The organism is Mesorhizobium sp. CNPSo 4670 (genome assembly GCF_057784235.1).
The window spans coordinates 575,950-592,845 of record NZ_JBWJFQ010000001.1; the positions used below are offsets into that span (position 1 = coordinate 575,950).

General features: G+C 60.4%; 18 protein-coding genes and 1 tRNA gene. 13 read left to right on the forward strand and 6 right to left on the reverse strand.

Annotated elements, in window-relative coordinates; translation table 11 throughout:
- Window positions 1-46 precede the first annotated feature (46 nt).
- From AC0ZT5_RS02570 to AC0ZT5_RS02580, 3 genes are read left to right on the forward strand one after another with little or no spacing between them, the layout of a single operon-like run.
- Window positions 47-970 (forward strand): ABC transporter permease subunit, encoded by a 924-nt coding sequence (locus AC0ZT5_RS02570; RefSeq protein WP_488495132.1) that lies wholly within the window; start codon window positions 47-49, stop codon window positions 968-970.
- Window positions 963-2,084, forward strand: coding sequence for an ABC transporter permease (locus AC0ZT5_RS02575; protein ID WP_488495133.1), 1,122 nt, complete (start codon window positions 963-965; stop codon window positions 2,082-2,084). The genes AC0ZT5_RS02570 and AC0ZT5_RS02575 overlap by 8 nt, the downstream gene beginning before the upstream one ends.
- Before the next feature lie 17 nt (window positions 2,085-2,101).
- Entirely contained in the window at window positions 2,102-3,721 is a 1,620-nt protein-coding gene (locus tag AC0ZT5_RS02580; RefSeq protein ID WP_488495134.1) for an ABC transporter ATP-binding protein, read from the forward strand.
- 27 nt (window positions 3,722-3,748) lie between these two features.
- On the opposite strand, the gene AC0ZT5_RS02585 is transcribed toward AC0ZT5_RS02580, so the two are convergent.
- Together AC0ZT5_RS02585 and AC0ZT5_RS02590 are read right to left on the reverse strand one after the other, a co-directional pair.
- A complete protein-coding gene (locus AC0ZT5_RS02585; protein WP_488495135.1) occupies window positions 3,749-4,093 on the reverse strand; it encodes a hypothetical protein in 345 nt (114 codons plus the stop codon).
- A 289-nt stretch (window positions 4,094-4,382) separates the two neighbouring features.
- A complete protein-coding gene (locus AC0ZT5_RS02590; RefSeq protein ID WP_488495136.1) occupies window positions 4,383-4,703 on the reverse strand; it encodes a hypothetical protein in 321 nt (106 codons plus the stop codon).
- 169 nt (window positions 4,704-4,872) lie between these two features.
- Between AC0ZT5_RS02590 and AC0ZT5_RS02595 the strand changes: the two genes are divergently transcribed.
- The 4 genes from AC0ZT5_RS02595 to AC0ZT5_RS02610 all read left to right on the forward strand — a co-directional run bounded on the left by AC0ZT5_RS02595 (window position 4,873) and on the right by AC0ZT5_RS02610 (window position 7,847).
- On the forward strand, window positions 4,873-5,172 hold the full coding sequence (locus AC0ZT5_RS02595) for a hypothetical protein (RefSeq protein WP_488495137.1): 300 nt from the start codon (window positions 4,873-4,875) through the stop codon (window positions 5,170-5,172).
- Window positions 5,173-5,668: 496 nt separating this feature from the next.
- Window positions 5,669-7,024 (forward strand): selenium-binding family protein, encoded by a 1,356-nt coding sequence (locus AC0ZT5_RS02600; protein WP_488495138.1) that lies wholly within the window; start codon window positions 5,669-5,671, stop codon window positions 7,022-7,024.
- Complete coding sequence (locus AC0ZT5_RS02605) at window positions 7,021-7,392, forward strand: 2Fe-2S iron-sulfur cluster-binding protein (protein WP_184871319.1); 372 nt, start codon at window positions 7,021-7,023, stop codon at window positions 7,390-7,392. Before AC0ZT5_RS02600 ends, AC0ZT5_RS02605 begins: the two co-directional genes overlap by 4 nt.
- Window positions 7,393-7,397: 5 nt before the next feature.
- A complete protein-coding gene (locus AC0ZT5_RS02610) occupies window positions 7,398-7,847 on the forward strand; it encodes a CoA-binding protein (RefSeq protein WP_206073782.1) in 450 nt (149 codons plus the stop codon).
- A 65-nt stretch (window positions 7,848-7,912) separates the two neighbouring features.
- Here AC0ZT5_RS02610 and AC0ZT5_RS02615 read toward each other — a convergent pair whose 3' ends face one another.
- Together AC0ZT5_RS02615 and AC0ZT5_RS02620 are read right to left on the reverse strand one after the other, a co-directional pair.
- A complete protein-coding gene (locus AC0ZT5_RS02615; protein WP_488495139.1) occupies window positions 7,913-9,127 on the reverse strand; it encodes an NAD(P)-binding domain-containing protein in 1,215 nt (404 codons plus the stop codon).
- 55 nt (window positions 9,128-9,182) lie between these two features.
- Complete coding sequence (locus AC0ZT5_RS02620; RefSeq protein ID WP_095089778.1) at window positions 9,183-9,740, reverse strand: OsmC family protein; 558 nt, start codon at window positions 9,738-9,740, stop codon at window positions 9,183-9,185.
- A 424-nt stretch (window positions 9,741-10,164) separates the two neighbouring features.
- Between AC0ZT5_RS02620 and AC0ZT5_RS02625 the strand changes: the two genes are divergently transcribed.
- The 4 genes from AC0ZT5_RS02625 (at window position 10,165) to AC0ZT5_RS02640 (ending at window position 13,033) form a co-directional block, all read left to right on the forward strand.
- Complete coding sequence (locus AC0ZT5_RS02625) at window positions 10,165-10,803, forward strand: hypothetical protein (RefSeq protein WP_488495140.1); 639 nt, start codon at window positions 10,165-10,167, stop codon at window positions 10,801-10,803.
- Window positions 10,800-11,498 carry a hypothetical protein gene (locus AC0ZT5_RS02630; RefSeq protein WP_095084441.1) on the forward strand — a complete coding sequence of 233 codons (699 nt, stop codon included), beginning with the start codon at window positions 10,800-10,802 and terminating at the stop codon, window positions 11,496-11,498. The genes AC0ZT5_RS02625 and AC0ZT5_RS02630 overlap by 4 nt, the downstream gene beginning before the upstream one ends.
- Window positions 11,499-11,638: 140 nt before the next feature.
- Complete coding sequence (locus AC0ZT5_RS02635; protein WP_488495141.1) at window positions 11,639-12,739, forward strand: glycosyltransferase family 9 protein; 1,101 nt, start codon at window positions 11,639-11,641, stop codon at window positions 12,737-12,739.
- 9 nt (window positions 12,740-12,748) lie between these two features.
- Window positions 12,749-13,033 carry a hypothetical protein gene (locus AC0ZT5_RS02640; protein ID WP_488495142.1) on the forward strand — a complete coding sequence of 95 codons (285 nt, stop codon included), beginning with the start codon at window positions 12,749-12,751 and terminating at the stop codon, window positions 13,031-13,033.
- Window positions 13,034-13,170: 137 nt separating this feature from the next.
- On the opposite strand, the gene AC0ZT5_RS02645 is transcribed toward AC0ZT5_RS02640, so the two are convergent.
- Window positions 13,171-13,247 (reverse strand) — tRNA-Pro (locus AC0ZT5_RS02645).
- A 199-nt stretch (window positions 13,248-13,446) separates the two neighbouring features.
- Here AC0ZT5_RS02645 and AC0ZT5_RS02650 point away from each other — a divergent pair.
- A complete protein-coding gene (locus tag AC0ZT5_RS02650; protein WP_488495143.1) occupies window positions 13,447-14,967 on the forward strand; it encodes a phosphomannomutase/phosphoglucomutase in 1,521 nt (506 codons plus the stop codon).
- Window positions 14,968-15,002: 35 nt separating this feature from the next.
- On the opposite strand, the gene AC0ZT5_RS02655 is transcribed toward AC0ZT5_RS02650, so the two are convergent.
- Window positions 15,003-15,881: an NmrA/HSCARG family protein gene (locus AC0ZT5_RS02655; RefSeq protein ID WP_488495144.1), complete on the reverse strand. Its 879-nt coding sequence runs from the start codon at window positions 15,879-15,881 to the stop codon at window positions 15,003-15,005.
- A gap of 100 nt (window positions 15,882-15,981) precedes the next feature.
- Here AC0ZT5_RS02655 and AC0ZT5_RS02660 point away from each other — a divergent pair, with 100 nt between their 5' ends.
- The gene (locus AC0ZT5_RS02660; protein WP_488495145.1) at window positions 15,982-16,881 is read left to right on the forward strand and encodes a LysR family transcriptional regulator; all 900 of its coding nucleotides are present in this window, start codon (window positions 15,982-15,984) and stop codon (window positions 16,879-16,881) included.
- The last annotated feature ends 15 nt before the right edge of the window (window positions 16,882-16,896 follow it).

Genomic DNA, 16,896 nt, shown 5'->3' on the forward strand with positions numbered 1-16,896 from the left:
AATCGTCCAGCTGGACGCGCGCTGCTCTGGATCAAGCGGGGCATCGATGCTGCGATATGTACTAAGGCGGCTTTTGACCGCCATTCCGACGCTATTCGTCATCGTGACCATGGCGTTTTTCCTGATGCGCGTCGCGCCAGGTGGTCCATTCAACCAGGAGCGGGGACTAAGCCCCGAGATCAGGGCCAATCTTGAAGCCCAGTTCGGCCTCAACGACCCGCTCTGGCTGCAATTTGTCCACTATCTCGGCAATCTGCTGCGCGGCAATTTCGGCCCGAGCTACAACATGCCGGATTTCACTGTCACCGAACTGTTCGCCAAGGGGCTGCCCATTTCGGTTCAGCTCGGCGCCTCGGCGCTCATCCTTGCACTTCTGCTCGGTTCCGTGCTCGGCACCGTTGCCGCGCTCAACCAGAACAAGCTTGGCGACTATACTGTGATTGCCCTGGCGACCGCCGGCAGCACCATCCCCACCTTCGTCATCGCGCCGGTGATCCAGCTCCTGTTCGGGCTGACCTGGAAGCTCTTGCCGATCGGCGGATGGGGCGATGGCGCCTTCATCAACAAGGTTGGCCCGGTGCTGACGCTCGCTCTGCCGCAGATCGCCATCGTCGCCCGGCTGATGCGTGGCTCGATGATAGAATCCTTGCGGTCCCATCATATCCGCACAGCCCGCGCGCTCGGCCTCTCCGACTGGTCGGTGGTGGTCAAGCACGCGCTGCGCGGCGCCATCCTGCCGATCGTCTCCTTCACCGGCCCGGCAGCCGCGGCGCTGCTGACCGGCTCGGTCATCGTCGAGACGATTTTCTCCATTCCGGGCGTCGGCCGCTATTTTGTCGATGCCGCGCTCAACCGCGACTACACGCTGGTGATGGGAACGGTGGTGGTGATCGCGATCTTCACCATCGTCTTCAACCTGATCGTCGACGTCATGTACGCGGTCGTCGACCCGAGGGTGCGCTATGACTGACATCGCAGCCACGGCTCCCGCCGTCATCGGCCGCTCGCTCTGGGCGGACGCCTGGGCGCGCCTCAAGGCCAATCGCGCCGCCATGTTCAGCCTCTATTACCTTGCCCTGATCGGTGTCGTCAGCGTGTTCGGGCCCTGGTTCGTGCCGCATCAATACACCACCATCTATGCCGACTATGTGCGCATGCCGCCAAGCCTGTCGGCCTACCCGAAGGCCGAGATGATCGAGACGGCGCTCACAGAAGCGATCAAGCGCATGCGGGTCGACATCAAGGAATGGCGGCAGGAAGGCAACCAGGTCTTCGTGACCGTAAAGTCGACCAAGCCGATCGACGACCGCAACATCCGCTATCTCGACCGTTCCGACGCCTTTGACGACACCAAGATGGAGAGCAAGTCGCCCGACGGGCTCGAAGTGACGATGAGCGCCTCGGTCAAGCAGCAGTATTTCCTGTTCGGCACCGACAACACCGGCCGCGATCTGCTGTCGCGCACGCTGATGGCCGGGCGCATCTCATTGGCCATCGGTCTGCTCGCCGGCGTCGTGGCGGTGGTCATCGGCGTGGTCTATGGCGCCGCGGCCGGGTTTGCCGGCGGCAAGGTCGACGAGGTGATGATGCGCATCGTCGATGTGCTCTATTCCTTACCCTTCATTTTCTTCGTCATCATGCTGGTGGTGTTCTTCGGCCGCAACTTCGTGCTGATGTTCCTGGCCGTAGGCGCCGTGCTGTGGCTCGACATGGCCCGCATCGTGCGCGGCCAGGCGCTGTCCATCCGCCGTCAGGAATATGTCCAGGCGGCGGAAGCCATGGGCGTCGGCCAGCGCGGCATCCTGATGCGCCACGTCATTCCCAACCTGCTCGGTCCTGTGGTGATCTACATGACGCTGCTGGTACCACAGGTCATCATCCTGGAGAGTTTCCTGTCGTTCCTCGGGCTCGGCGTGCAGGAGCCGATGACCAGCTGGGGCGTGCTGATCTCGGTCGGCGCCAAGAACATCGGCACCGCGAACTGGCTGCTCCTGTTTCCCGCCTTCTTCCTCGTCTCGACGCTGTTCGCCCTGAATTTCGTCGGCGACGGCCTGCGCGACGCGCTCGACCCGAAAGATCGATAAAGATGGGGACCGCTGAGATGGCTGCTTCCGAAACGATCCTCAGCGTCAAGGACCTGCGCGTCCGCTTCCGCACGCTCGACGGCGCGGTCGAGGCGGTGAAGGGCATCAACATCCACGTCAATGCGGGCGAAACCGTTGCCGTGGTTGGCGAGTCCGGATCCGGCAAGAGCCAGACGATGATGGCGGCGATGAGCCTGCTGGCATCGAATGGCGAAGCCACCGGCAGTGTCGACTATCGCGGCCGCAACCTTCTGACATTGAGCAAATCCGAACTGAACAAGGTCCGCGGCGCCAAGATCAGCATGATCTTCCAGGAGCCGATGACCTCGCTCGATCCGCTCTATTCGATCGGCAACCAGCTGATCGAACCGATCCGCCGGCATCGGGGTTTGAATGCCGCCGACGCTCACGAAGAGGCGCTCAAGCTGCTGCGCCTCGTGCACATCCCCGATCCCGAGCGGCGGATGAAATCCTATCCGCACGAAATGTCGGGCGGCCAGCGCCAGCGCGTCATGATCGCCATGGCGCTTGCCAACGACCCCGACATCCTGATCGCCGACGAACCAACGACGGCGCTCGACGTGACCATCCAGGCGCAGATCCTGATGCTTCTGGCCGAGCTGCAACGCAAGCTCGGCATGGCGATCGTCTTCATCACCCACGATCTCGGCATCGTGCGGCGCTTCGCCGATCGCGTCTATGTCATGCGCCAGGGTGAGGTCGTCGAGGAGGGGGAGGCGGAGGCCATCTTCGTCAATCCGCAGCATGCCTATACGAAAATGCTGCTGGCGGCCGAGCCGACCGGCAGCAAGGCGCCGCCGCCCGCCAATGCCCCGGTGGTGCTCGAAGGCAGGAATGTCGAAGTGACATTCAGGATCGGCGGCGGGTTCCTTGCTGGCGAGCCGTTGATGCTGCGCGCCGTCGACCACATCTCGATCCGGCTGCAGCGCAACCAGACCATCGGCATTGTCGGTGAATCCGGATCGGGCAAGTCGACGCTCGGCCGCGCCTTGCTGCGGCTGTTGCCGAGCGACGGCCTCATCCGTTTCGGCGATCGCGACATTTCCACTGCCGACCGACAGGCGATGCGGCCGCTGCGGCGCGAGATGCAGCTAGTCTTCCAGGACCCGTTCGGTTCGCTGTCGCCGCGCATGACCGTCGGCCAGGTCATCACCGAAGGGCTGCTGGTGCATGAGCCGAACCTGTCGGGCAAGCAGCGCGATCAACGCGCGGTCGAGGCCTTGAACGAAGTCGGCCTCGATCCCAACGCCCGCAACCGCTACCCGCACGAATTCTCCGGCGGACAGCGGCAGCGCATCGCCATCGCCCGGGCCATGATCCTGAAGCCCAAGCTGGTGGTGCTGGACGAACCGACCTCGGCCCTCGACCGCTCGGTGCAGAAGCAGATCGTCGAACTGCTGCGCAAGCTGCAGGCCGACCACGAACTGTCCTACCTCTTCATCAGCCACGATCTCTCGGTCGTGCGCGCCATGGCCGACTACATCATCGTCATGAAGCAAGGCAAGATCGTCGAGGAGGGGCCGACGGAGGCGATCTTCAGCAATCCGCAGCACGCCTACACACAGACGCTGATGGCCGCCGCGATCGACGTCACACGCTTCAGGCTGAGCGCCTGAAGCCCTCCCGCTCGGGTGAGATCAAGTTCACTGCGATGACGAGGTGCATCTGCGTGCCCTGGCGCTGACAAGAGCCTCTTCCTGCTGCTTCAGGCGGTCGATCCTGGCCGTTTCACGGTCGGTGACCGCGGTTTTCACGCGTGAGGCGCCCAGCAGCCAGCGCGGGACGCTGGCGTTGGCGACCTTGCCGCGGGTGACCGCGGTTTGCGAGATGTCGCGCGCGATACCTCCCAGCGCGCTGTTGAGCTCCGTGCAGCTCATGCTGTCGTATTTGGCCGGATCGACGGTGCGGCCGATCGAGGAACAGCCGGCGACGAGAAACAGCGCAATCACAAGAACCGGTGGCGAAGCTGTCGTGGAAATCAGATTCATGTCCGCACCCCGGCATCGCCGTTCACTGGCTCTATCATATGCATCGAACTACTAGAGCCGACGGCGATCTTCGTCAAAGTTTCCGATCGCTGCGGAACCCATCGCAGAGCCGAACCCATCGCCACATGAACACATGGGGAGTTCCCGCAAATTTCAGGAACGTTCTCGGTCACTCGAAGTTGGTGTCCGTCGAGTGCACCAAAACAATGACTGGTAAACGGGAAAGCCCGTCCCGGCTGACGCTGGGGCGGGCTTTCTTTTAGTGTCCGCTTGGGCAGGCAGTGGGCGATCAGTAGCCGTCGTTTTCGATGACCACGGGGTGGTGGCGATAGTGACGGTGAGTGGAAACGGAGCCTGTCACGACGACGGTGTCTGGGCGATGATGCCGTCTCACGACGACCATGTCTCCACGATGATGCCGGCGGCCATGATCGTAGAATGCAACTTCGCCATGGCGGCGGTGATGCAAGCGCTGACCGTCCTCGTTGATGATCCTGACGCTGTTGTGGTGTCGATGGTGGGTTCTGATAACCACATCGGCCTCGGCTGCCGAAGCTATGGCCGGCAAGCCGATGGAAAGCGCCAACGCGCACATGATCATTGTTTTCATTGCAGTTTCTCCATTCCCTGAAATTAGCCCTTCGTTTCGATAACTGCCTGTGATCACTTTGGTTCCGGCCTTCTTGGGCTTGAAACACTTGCGGCAAGTCGAAAGACGGGCGATCGCCGCCTAGGGCTGAGAAGGGGTGGCCTCTCGCTGATGGTACTTGCAAAGAACGATGCGTCTCGACGCGTCGGTCTCGCTCACGTCGGGCAGCACAACGATCTGCCCCCAAAAATCGCAATATCTGGCCACTGCCTCCGGCAGCTCCTTGGCGCTCATGCCAGAGATAGCAGCGACATCACCTTCGCTGCAGTTGGTCTTTCCGGAGAGCTGCGCCGCCGCCGCTACTATTTTGCAGGACCGCTCGTCGTTTGCCTGCGAGGGCGCGCAACCACAGGCAAGTGCGACTGCTGCTGTGACAACCAATTTGCGCATGATGGCTCCGGACCTGACCGGCATTCTGTCGCCGCCGTAACTACAAATATGAAGCGCAGCTAATACAAAGGCAAATTCACCAAGCCATCTCTCGATTTGTCAAATGGCGGAACATTAGGCGCGCCTAATTGTTCTACTCCTCACAGCCGACATCCGTGTCTGCTGAAGATCAGCCGGCAAAGGCTGGTCGGCCCGCGTTCTCCGCCAGAGGCGCGGGCTTCCCAGGCAACAGGAGAACGATCATGAACAACATCATTTGGCTCGTTGGAGCGGTGGTCATAGTGATAGCGATATTGAGCTTCTTCGGCCTCCGATAGGTGCGACGCGAGTTCTGGCCGGTCGCCCGTTGATGGGCCCGTCGGCCTTTCGTCGGCTTTCCTGTTCCTCTGAGGCTTCCGTGGGGAGGAGCGGGAGTGTTCGCATTCCGTCCCTTCGGTAGCCACCCCCGGCCATAGCGCCAATGCCAAGCATGCACTAACATCCCAGCTTGACCCTTTGGGGTTGGCCAGTGATCTGTTCAAATTGGGGACGTACCCATGACCAATCATTGCTGCGGACCGGGCTATGCTTCTCCAGCCGAGGCGATGACCGCACCTCGCGAAAAGCTGCTCTATACGATTGCCATCTACACTGGCACGGGCATTCAGAAGCCGGACTATTTGTGCACCATTGATGTCGACCCCGAGAGTTCGACCTACAGCCAAGTGATTTCACGTTTGCAAATGCCGGGCATTGGCGATGAGCTTCATCACTCGGGCTGGAATGCCTGCTCGTCGTGCCATGGCGATGCGAGCATGGAGCGGAAATATCTGATTGTGCCGGGTGTGCGCTCGTCCAATCTGCACATTGTCGATTGCGGCACCGATCCTCGCAATCCGACACTATTCAAAGTCATAAGCGGCGCCGACATCAAAGCCAGGACCAACTTGTCGGCACCGCACACGGTGCATTGCCTCGGCTCGGACATCATCGTTTCCATGCTTGGCGACGCTCAGGGCAATGCCCCCGGCGGCTATTTGCAGCTCAGCAAGGAGTTCGAGATTGTCGGCCGTTGGGAAAACTCCATGGGCAGTATCAAGTTTGGTTATGATTTCTGGTACCAGCCGCGACACAACGTAATGGTCAGTTCGGAGTGGGCCGCTCCCAACACCTTCATGCCGGGTTTTGACCTGGAAGAGGTTGGCCATCTGAAATATGGCCGAGAGATCCATTTCTGGGATTTTGAAAAGAAGGAGCCGAAGCAAACATTCTATCTCGGGGAAGATGGCCTAATCCCACTGGAAGTGCGGTTCCACCATAATCCCGACAGCAGTCACGGCTTTGTTGGCGCGGCCCTTTCAGCAAATATCATCCATTGGTGGAAGGATGCGGCCGGCGATTGGCAATGGGAAAAAATTGTCGATGTCGACAATGAGCCGCATCCCGAATGGCCGATCCCGATACCGGGCGTGATCTCGGTCATTCTGCTCAGCATGGACGATAGATACCTCTATCTGTGCAATTGGTTGCACGGCGACATCCGTCAGTACGACATCTCGGACCCTCACAATGCCAAGCTTACCGGACAAGTGTGGATGGGCGGACTTCTCGGCCGTGCGCCTGAGGTCAATGGCGTGAAAGTGACTGGCGGGCCCCAGATGATACAGCTCAGCCTCGACGGCAAGCGCCTGTATGTGACGACCTCTCTTTTCTCGACCTGGGACAACCAGTTCTATCCGGAAATTCGCACCAATGGCGGATGCATGCTGATGGTCAATTGCGATACGGAAAACGGCGGCATGGAAATCGATCCGCTGTTTGTCGTTGATTTTGGCAAGGAACCAAATGGACCAAGTCGCTGCCATGAAACCCGTTATCCCGGCGGTGATTGCACGAGTGACATCTGGGTATGACCAGCTTCACCATCACTCTCGCCAACCAAGGCGGTGCGGCCTTTGACGTCGATCACCGCAAGCCCCTCTTGCAAAGCTTGCGCGAGCAGGGCGTGGATCTGCCCTACGGGTGCCAGTATGGCGGCTGCATAAGCTGTGCGGCCAAAATAATCAGCGGCAAAGTCAATCAACAAGCGCAGCGCGCGTTGAACAACCGCCAGATCAACAATGGCTATATAATCCTCTGCGTCGCCCGCCCTTTGAGCGACTGCACGCTGGAGGTCGGCGTTGAAAGCCACGACAAGCTCTACCGCAACCCCTTCCTTGACCCCTTGGCCGCGCATGAATTGAAAGCCGATATTGCGACCCCGTTGGACGAAGAGAAATGACCTACATGAATCATGATGAGCCCTATCCGGAGGCTTATCTGCAAGGAATTCTGAAATCGGTCAAAACCATCGCGATGGTGGGGGCCAGCCCCGACAAAACCAAGTTCTCCTATGGTGTACTCCGGGTGCTGCACGAGATCGGCTACGATATGATCCCCGTCAACCCCAGTCCCGGTCTGGATGAAATCCGAGGGCTTAAGGTGTACCCGTCGCTGGCGGCCATCGACCGGCCTGTCGATATGGTCGAGGTTTTTCGCCGTTCCGAAGATCTGTTGGACGTTGCTGAGGAGGCCATCGCCATCAATGCCAAGGTTCTATGGGGTCAGATTGGGGTGCGCGATGACGCTGCCGCTCAGTTGGCGGAGGAAGCAGGCTTGAAAGTGGTGATGAACCGCTGTCCAAAGATTGAGTTGTTCCGCCCCTTCTGGAAGCCGAAGTTGCACTTGGGAATATGATTGCGGGTCACCGAATTCGGAGGTGTCGTGGCAACCGACCTGTTCCCCTGGTCTTGGATTGAATTCTACCCAAGGTACGATGCCAGATGGGCGCTGAGATCACGCGCGTCGTCGCCAGCGCCGTCGATCAGCGCAGATTTGCGGCGGCGCAGAAACTGCATCCCCATCAGGTACAGGCCCGGATGTTCAGCAACTCCGCCGTCGTGACGGACGTAGCCCTTGCGGTCGAGGACCGGCAGCTCCAGCCACGAATAGTCCGGACGGTAGCCGGTGGCCCAGATGATCGTCCTGATCGCGCCGCTGGCGAGGTCGAGGCCGAGCGGCGGGTTGCCCTCTACACGGGTCGGCGGCGGGCGATCCGGCGGCCCGACCGTCGCGTCCAGGCCGTTGTCGCGCGCCCATTCGTCGATGAGGTCGAGCAGCCGGGCCATCTTCAGATCGGAAAGCGCACACATGTTGCGCAATGACCCCGCAAACTGGGCCTTGCCGTCTTCGGTGATGCCGGCGAGACGACCGACGAGCCGGACGCCGAGGTCGACCAGCGCATTGAGGTCGAGGGTGGTGCGGTCGGGCGTGCCGGCAAGCTGCAGCGAAGGAACCCGTCGTGCCCGCCTGATGTCGTCTACCTGGTCGTAGCGCTCGTCGAGCACGCCGGCGGCGTCCATCCACCACTCCAGGTCCTTGCCGCGATAGACTCGGGGCGCCCGGATGTGCTCGCCCACCGACAGGGTCACTTGGCGTCCCGAACGCTGCAGCTCCTGAGCGATCTGGGTGCCGCTCGCCGACGCGCCCGCCACCAGCACGCCACCGTCGGCAACCTGACCCGGATTGCGGTAGGACTGCGCCGTCAGCATGGTGACCGACGGCGGCACGCGGACGGCGAAATCGGGCTGGCGCGCGATGTTGCATGCGCCCGACGCCAGCACCACGGTCCGGGACCGCCACTCGCCGCGATCCGTGCGCACAAGATATCCCGCCCCTTCGCTGCGAACAGAGGTGACGGTCGTGTGGGTTCTGACCGGAGCCGAGATCGCCTTGGCATAGTTCCCAAGGAAATCGATCACCTCTGGCATCGTCCGGTAGCCATCGGGGTCGTCGCCGTCATAGCGGAAGCCCGGTAGCCGGCTCTGCCAGTTCGGGGTGAGCAACCGCAGCGAATCCCACCGCTCGGTGCGCCAGGTATGGGCAATCTCGCCGCGCTCCAGCAGTACATGGTCGACCGAACGCTCCGCGAGGCAGCGGCTCATCGCGAGCCCCGCGTGCCCTGCACCGACGATCACGGTGGTGACGGAACTAATCGCGCCCTCTCTCAGAGTCTACGGCTCGAAGTGCCTTTCAATTCACCACGACCGTGACGTTCGTCGGATTGGTGACAATGTCATAGACCGCCGATCGCTTCTGCGACTGAGCGACGAGAGCCTCGATGTCCTCGGGCTTGGCGTCGGCGTCGATGTTGTACTTCACCGTGATGCCGCTGAAGCCGTTGCGGACGTCGCTGTCGATGCCGAGTATGCCGGCGAGGTCCATGTCGCCTTCGATGGTCGCCTTCACCGACTTCAACTGGATGTTCCGGTTCTGGGCAACCGCGGCGATGCCGGCGGTCAGGCAACTCGCCAGCCCGACCAGAACGTATTCGACAGGCGTGGCGCCCTTATCCAAGGAAGCGAAGACCTCCGGATGGTCGGCGTCGAATGCGAACGTGGTCTTGCGATGCTGGTCTTGGCCGAGACCGTAGAAGCTCTCGACTGTCGAGTGGCTGTGGGTGCCATCCTTCCATTCGCAAGCCGCGCGCCACTTGAATTGCGCGGCCTCCGGGGCGTTGGAAAGCGCTTCCTTTGCGGCGAGAAGCGCCTCTACGTTAACGCCATTGTTGGCCTGTACTTCGGAAGCCATGATTATCCTCCCTACCTTGCACTGGCTCAAAAACCCGACCGATTCCACTGACCTCCTGATCAGATTTCACCATGGCCTGGCATGGTATGGGTAGCGAAGTTTTTCTTCAAGGTGATTCCGCGATTTGCCTCTGGTACGACAAGGACGCGGAGGCTGCGGCCCCGCTTCTACGTCGAGACCTTACCGATAGCGCAGTGGGTGCCGTTCACCGTGCATCGCCACTGCGACGAAGTGATCCGCTGTACTTCGGGTCTTCCGCTTGCCGTGCTGCCATGCTTAATTCGAGGAAATTCACATCAAATTATAGAGTTGCCACGTGATACCAATCTACATTGGGTATGATCCACGCGAATCCCGAGTTCTGGACGTAGCGCGGTGGAGCGCCTACCGGCGGACAAGCACGCCGTTGCAGATACAGCCACTCGTGCTCAAAGACCTTGAAGCCCAAGGAATCATGAAGCGACCGATGGTGGTACGTGATGGCAAGCTCTGGTGCCCGATTTCCGAGGCACCGATGTCGACCGAGTTTGCCATATCGCGCTTTGCCGTTCCGTTCATGAGGCAAGGCGGCTGGGCCATGTTCTGCGATTGTGACGTCCTGTTTCTGAAGGATCCAGTCAAGTTGCTCGACCTGGTCGATCCTTCCTACGCGATTATGGCGGTTAAGCACCAGCAACGCGAATCCGAAGCGGTCAAGATGGACGGGCAAACGCAGACGTTCTATCGCCGCAAAAACTGGTCGTCGGTCGTTTTGTGGAATCTGGATCATCCGGCCAACAAACGGCTGACCAACGAGATGCTCAATACGTGGCCCGGACGTGACCTCCACGCCTTCAAATGGCTTGAGGACCATGAGATCGGGGAATTGCCTCTGGCATGGAACTACCTCGTAGGGGCTTCGGCTTCCGAACTCGACCCCGCCGATGTCTCGCTGGCGCACTACACGCTCGGCGGTCCTTGGTTTGCTGGCTGGTCCGGCACCACGCAATGGGACGAATTATGGAGCCGAGAAGAGAGCATTCTGCGCGCGTTTGAGGAACATGCGGTTCATATTCCCGCATGAAAACTCCGCTTTCGGACCTCTTGCCAACCTTCTCAAAGCCAATTCTTCGCTTGCCCAGTGTCACCGGTCCTGCCTTGGTGATGGGGGCAGCGCCGAATTTTCGCCTCCCGCAGGGACATGATGCCGATTGGGGACTGGTGACGGTCAATGCTTCCCAGCTTTTGGCGGAAACCTTCGGTCTCCCCGTTCCCGACATCGCCGTGCTCCGCCGCGGCATTTTGGTCGGCCAGGACGAGCAGGATTTTTACAAGCGCGATTTGTTGAAAGGACGGCAGGCAAAGCATCTGATCATCCCGATTTGGCCGGACGTTGAGGACAAGCTGATAGCCGGTTGTCGCACCTTTGATTATCGGTATGACACCTTGCAGGCGCTTACAAGATGGCAGCTTGCCAACATCGTCTGGCGGCTTAGCGGCAAATATCATGTGTCGCGCGGCTGGCACCGGAAAATCTCCACCGGAGCCTTCGCGATCATGCTGGCGCGTTTCGCCGGTTTCGCTCCTGTTGTCGTCAGCGGGTTTTCCCTGTCCCAAGCCGGGCATGGATACGACACCCGAAATGCCTTTCGATATCATGCCGACGAAGATGCGGATTTGCTTCGACGGGTGGTGAAAAGAGGCGAGCCAATCTACGCAGAGGATAGAGACTTCGCCGCAGAAAGCGGATTGCCCTTGTGGCAGGGACAGATGCCATGACGACGACAGACGACCTTGCTTCGCTGTTGAAAAGAGGGATATCCATTAGCCGGAACCGTGAGCTCGATTGGACGTTGGGCGCCCACCAATGACCAATTTGACCCGCCGCCCTTCGTGAGGTCGATGTGCTGAATATCTCGATGGCTGATCGGCTGGCTATCAAGTCCATTCTCGTTATTCAGACGAAGTACATAGGGGATGTCATTCTGACCTCGGCGCTCGTGCGAAATCTGCGCCTCGCTTACCCAAACGCTGCGATAGCCATGCTTTGCGCTTCTGGCCTGCGAGACTTCGTAGTCAGCCAGAATATCGCAGACGTTGCCATCGGATTCGACCGTCGAGGTGCTGGTAGAAGTCTGCCTAAGCGAGTGATGGAATATTCAGGCTTGGTCGCTGACCTGCGCCGCCGAAAATTCGATCTCACCATTGACGTAACCGACTCGAAGACATCACGGATATTGCACAGGTCAATCGGCGCCCCCCTGCGCGTTGGATACAATCCCCCGGAAAAGCCCATGAAATTTTGGGAAGTTCAGCCTGCTAATATATTTGCTGAAACCTTCGGCCATGGAGGCGCGCACTACTTGTACCGATATCTGTCCCCGCTTGAAGCGCTTGGGATAGAATTGCGAGAAGTGACACCGAGGCTTGAACCCACACCAGTCGGGCGAAGCGCATCTGCCCAGATTCTGGCGCAAAGCAATCTGGCCGTAAAGGCTTTCGTCGCAGTACACGCTGGAGCAAGGTTCGAAGGGCGGTGTTGGCAACCTGAACGGTTCGCTGCAGTAATCGACGAGGTTTATGCAACCAAGGGCCTGCGGTCATTGCTGATTGGTGGACCTGATGAGAGCACAACCGCGCAAGCTATCTTGAATGCGGCAGCGTCGCCATTGGTGAGCGTTGTTGGCAAAGCCTCGCTTGAGACACTAACAGCATTGCTTTCGGATGCATTTATCTTTCTGGGAAACGAGAGCGGCCCAATGCACCTGGCTGCGTCAGTCGGAACTCCGGTTGTGGGCCTGTATGGCTTGACGCCCCCCGACATCTGGGGGCCTTTTGGGGTGCTTCACCGCACTGTTGAGCCGCCGTTGCCTTGCCAGTGTGTTGCGCCCGGATTGTGCAAACCCGACAACCCGGGCGGCGTCTACTGCGTTCATCGACTACCAGTTGCCAAGGTTGCTCAAGCGACACGAGACTTGATAGACGCAGTGAGACAACGGGCGAATAAGACGGCCAATTGACCTACAGCCATGACCGGCCCGCTTGAAACCGTGAAGAAGGCCCTGCGGGCCTATGTCGACAAGGATCGCGCGCTCATCGATTCGGTGATCGGCAGGCCGTACAGCTTCATCGTGATAGCGGACGACCGGCTTCCGGCCCATTGGAGTCATTCGACAACTGTCGGCGATCGACGCGGTTTTTTGCGCGACGCAGACATAAATGGCGAGACGAGAACCATCGGCAAAATGGCGATTGGTCAATCCGGTCTCGGTACGGTAGGCGCCGGAAACAAGCCGACCTGGGCTGGCGAGTGAATGGCCGCAATAGCCTGTCGCAGTTTGATAGTTATGCGTCTGCCCGATGCATCGAGCCGCCTAGATGCTTTTCAATTTTTCTGTAGGGATATCTGTGGGAGCGCCAAAGTCGGGATGTGCTAACACTTTGTTTTTTCTGGTCGGAGTGGCAGGATTTGAACCTGCGACCCCCTCGTCCCGAACGAGGTGCGCTACCAGGCTGCGCTACACTCCGTGACCAGACCGCGGGCTTATAGCCGCCGCACTTCGTTCCTGCAAGCGGCAATGGCAGCGGTTCTGTCGCATTTCGTCGTCTTTCGTCGGGCATTCCCGGAAAGCCCGGATTTCCACCCGGGATAAACCGGGCATAAAGCCTTGTGTGCTAGACCGCCGCCTCGATGGATCGTATTTCTGCCGCCTGGAGCTTTGCTGTCTTGCCCCCAAAAATCGTTGGCGAAGCCCGCCCCAACAGCTTCGAATTCGAAACCGAGGCGCTGATCAAGGCGTCGGGTTTTCGCGAATACGATGCGCGCTGGTGGTTCGGTCATCCCGGCTCCGCGCAGCCGCCGGAGCTTAATCTGATCGGAGTCCAGGCTCTCGGCATGGGGCTCGGCACGCTGATCCGCCGTCTCGGTGCTGGCCCCGATATCGTCACCGGGCACGATTTCCGTTCCTACTCGCTGTCGATCAAACTGGCGCTGGTCACCGGCCTGATGGCCGCCGGTGCAAAGGTGAGGGATATCGGCCTGGCGCTGTCGCCGATGGCCTATTTCGCCCAGTTCGCGCTGGACACACGGTCCGTCGCCATGGTCACCGCCTCGCACAACGAGAATGGCTGGACCGGCGTCAAGATGGGCGCGGCGCGGCCACTGACCTTCGGCCCGGAGGAGATGAGCGCCCTGAAGGCGATCGTGCTGGCTGGCGACTTCGACCTCGCCGGCGGTGGCTCCTATGACTTCGTCCGAGATTTCCGTGCGACCTATCTCGATGATCTGGTCAGTGACAAGCGCATCACGCGAAAGCTGAAAGTGGTCGCCGCTTGCGGCAATGGGACCGCCGGCGCCTTTGCCCCGGAGGCCTTGCTGCGCATCGGTTGCGAGGTCATCCCGCTCGATGTCGAACTCGACCACACCTTCCCGCGCTACAATCCCAATCCCGAAGACATGAAGATGCTGCATGCCATCAGGGACAAGGTGCTGGAGACTGGCGCCGATGTCGGTCTCGGCTTCGACGGCGATGGCGACCGTTGCGGTGTCGTCGACAATGAAGGCAACGAGATTTTTGCCGACAAGGTCGGCGTCTTGCTCGCGCGTGATATTTCGCTGCTTCACCCGGCCTCGACCTTCGTCGTCGACGTCAAGTCGACCGGCCTGTTCAACACCGACGCGGTGCTGCGCGCCAACGGCGCCGTCACCGACTATTGGAAGACCGGTCACTCCTACATCAAGCGCCGCGTCGCCGAGCTCGGCGCCGTCGCCGGCTTCGAAAAGTCAGGCCATTTCTTCTTCAATCCGCCGATCGGGCGCGGCTATGACGACGGGCTCGTCACCGCGATCGCCATCTGCCAGATGCTGGATCGCAGTCCCGGCAGTTCGATGGCCGACCTCTACCGGGCGCTGCCGCTGACCTTCGGCACGCCAACCATGTCGCCGCACTGCGCCGACGATGTGAAGTATGGCGTGGTCGAGCGGGTGGTTACCGATTTTCAGGCGATGCAGCGCGATGGCGCCAGCCTCGCCGGCCAGAAGATCGTTGATCTGATCACCGTCAACGGCGTGCGCGTGGTCGCCGAGGACGGCACTTGGGGCCTGGTGCGGGCATCGTCGAACAAGCCGGAGCTTGTCGTCGTCGTCGAGAGCCCGGTGTCGTCGCAGCGTCGCCGGCAGATGTTCGACGCTGTCGACGCCGTGCTGCGACGCAGCCCCGAAGTCGGCGCCTACAACCAGACTTTCTAAGCTTCAGGACCCGATCGCGGCGTAGCGACGCGTACTCAGCCGGCTGAAGCTAGGGCGCTCCAGTCGAACGCTCGCGCCCAGTCGGCAAAACTGTGCCAGCGGACCTCCGGGAAATCCTTGTGCAAGGCGGCGATATCGACATCGTAGCCGACGCGGTCGAACCATTCGAACATCAGGGCCGCATCCTCGCTTTGCTGGCGCGCCACGGCGAGCGGGATTTCCTGATAGCGGATCGGGCGACCGATGGCCTCGGACAGGATTTTCGCTTGCTCTTCGCCTGACAATTCGTCCCCGGCGAAATCGAACCGCTTGCCGAACACCAGTTCTCGCCGTTCGGCCAAGGCGGCGACGAAGCCGCCAATGTCCGCCAGCGAGACCAGTTGGAGGGCGCGTTTGGAAGGCATCGCGAAGGCATAAGTGCCCTGGCTGAGCGCGCCGATCGACCATGGCGCGACGACATTCTCCATGAAGGCGACCGGCGCGCTCATCGTGTAGGGGATACCAAGCCCGACGACATGTTTCTCGACAAGATACTTGCTCTCGAAATGCGGGATGCCGGTCTTCTTGTCGGCGTCGGCAACGGATGAATAGATCAGATGTCCGACGCCGGCAGCCTTGGCCGCATCTGCGGCGATGATCCCCTGGCGGGTTTCCTCCTGCATGCCAGCCTCATAGCTGTTGCCCATCAGGAACATGGTGTCGACGTCTTTTGCGGCCCTGACGACGGAGGCTGCGTCAGCGAGATCGCCAGCCACGATATCGGCGCCCGCCGACGCCAGTTGCCGTGCGGCCTCACTGTCCGGCTTGCGCGTCAGGGCCTTGACGCGATGTCCCCTGGACAACAATGCGCGCGCAACCGCGCCGCCTTGCTGGCCGGTCGCGCCGGTCACCAGAATGTTTCGTTTGCTGGCCATGGTGTGTGTTCCTTCTTGTTTGGCTGCAGCAAAGTTAGGATCTTCCGCATTGATGCATAATTGGCTATAATTGGAAAAAGTCGTCCCAATTTTGGATACAATGATCGATCTCAACGATATCGTCGTGTTTGCTCGCGTCGTCGAAGCCGGCAGTTTCACCGCCGCCGCGCGCCTGCTCACCATGCCTAAGACGACGGTCAGCCGCCGCATTGCCGCGCTCGAACGCGAAGTCGGCGTCCGCCTGCTGCAGCGCACGACACGTAGCCTCAACCTGACGGATGCCGGGCGTCTCTACTATGAGCAGAGCAGCCAGGGCCTGCGCTCTATCGAGGAGGCAAATCTGCGCCTGGCGGAGGCGAGGGCGGAGCCGTCGGGTACGATTCGCATTTCGGCCCCGGTTGGCTTTAGCGGCCATTTCCTCATCCGCGCCGTGGTCGACTTTCTCGCAATGTATCCGAAGACCAATGTCGAACTCCGCCTCACCGACGACAGGCTCAATCTGGTCGAGGATGGCATAGACCTCGCTTTCCGCACCGGAATCCTTCAGGATTCGACGCTGATCGCCCGCAAGCTCGGCTCCACGCACCGGCTGCTCGGCGCCAGCCCGGACTATCTCGCCCGGAACGGCACACCGCAAAGCCCGGCGGACCTCACGCACCATCAATGCGTCATCGCGGGCGCTTCTGCCTCAGGCGCTCATTGGGTGCTGGAAGGGCCACACGGCCAGGAAATGGTCATGGTGGCAGGGCGCTTTGCGGCCAATGAAATGCAGGCGGTCGTTGCAGCCGCGCTCGCCGGCTTCGGTATCGCCCAATTGCCCCAGGCGATGGCTGAAGGGCTTATCAAGGAGGGGCGACTGCAGCACGTTCTCGCGGATTACACGACACCGGCCGGCGGCTTGCATGCCCTCTATCCGAGCAGCCGCCACCTATCACCCCTGGTCAAGGCATTTATCGAGCTTGCATCCAAACGAATTTCCAAGGGCATAAACACCGCTTAAGGCTTGTGTAGTAGC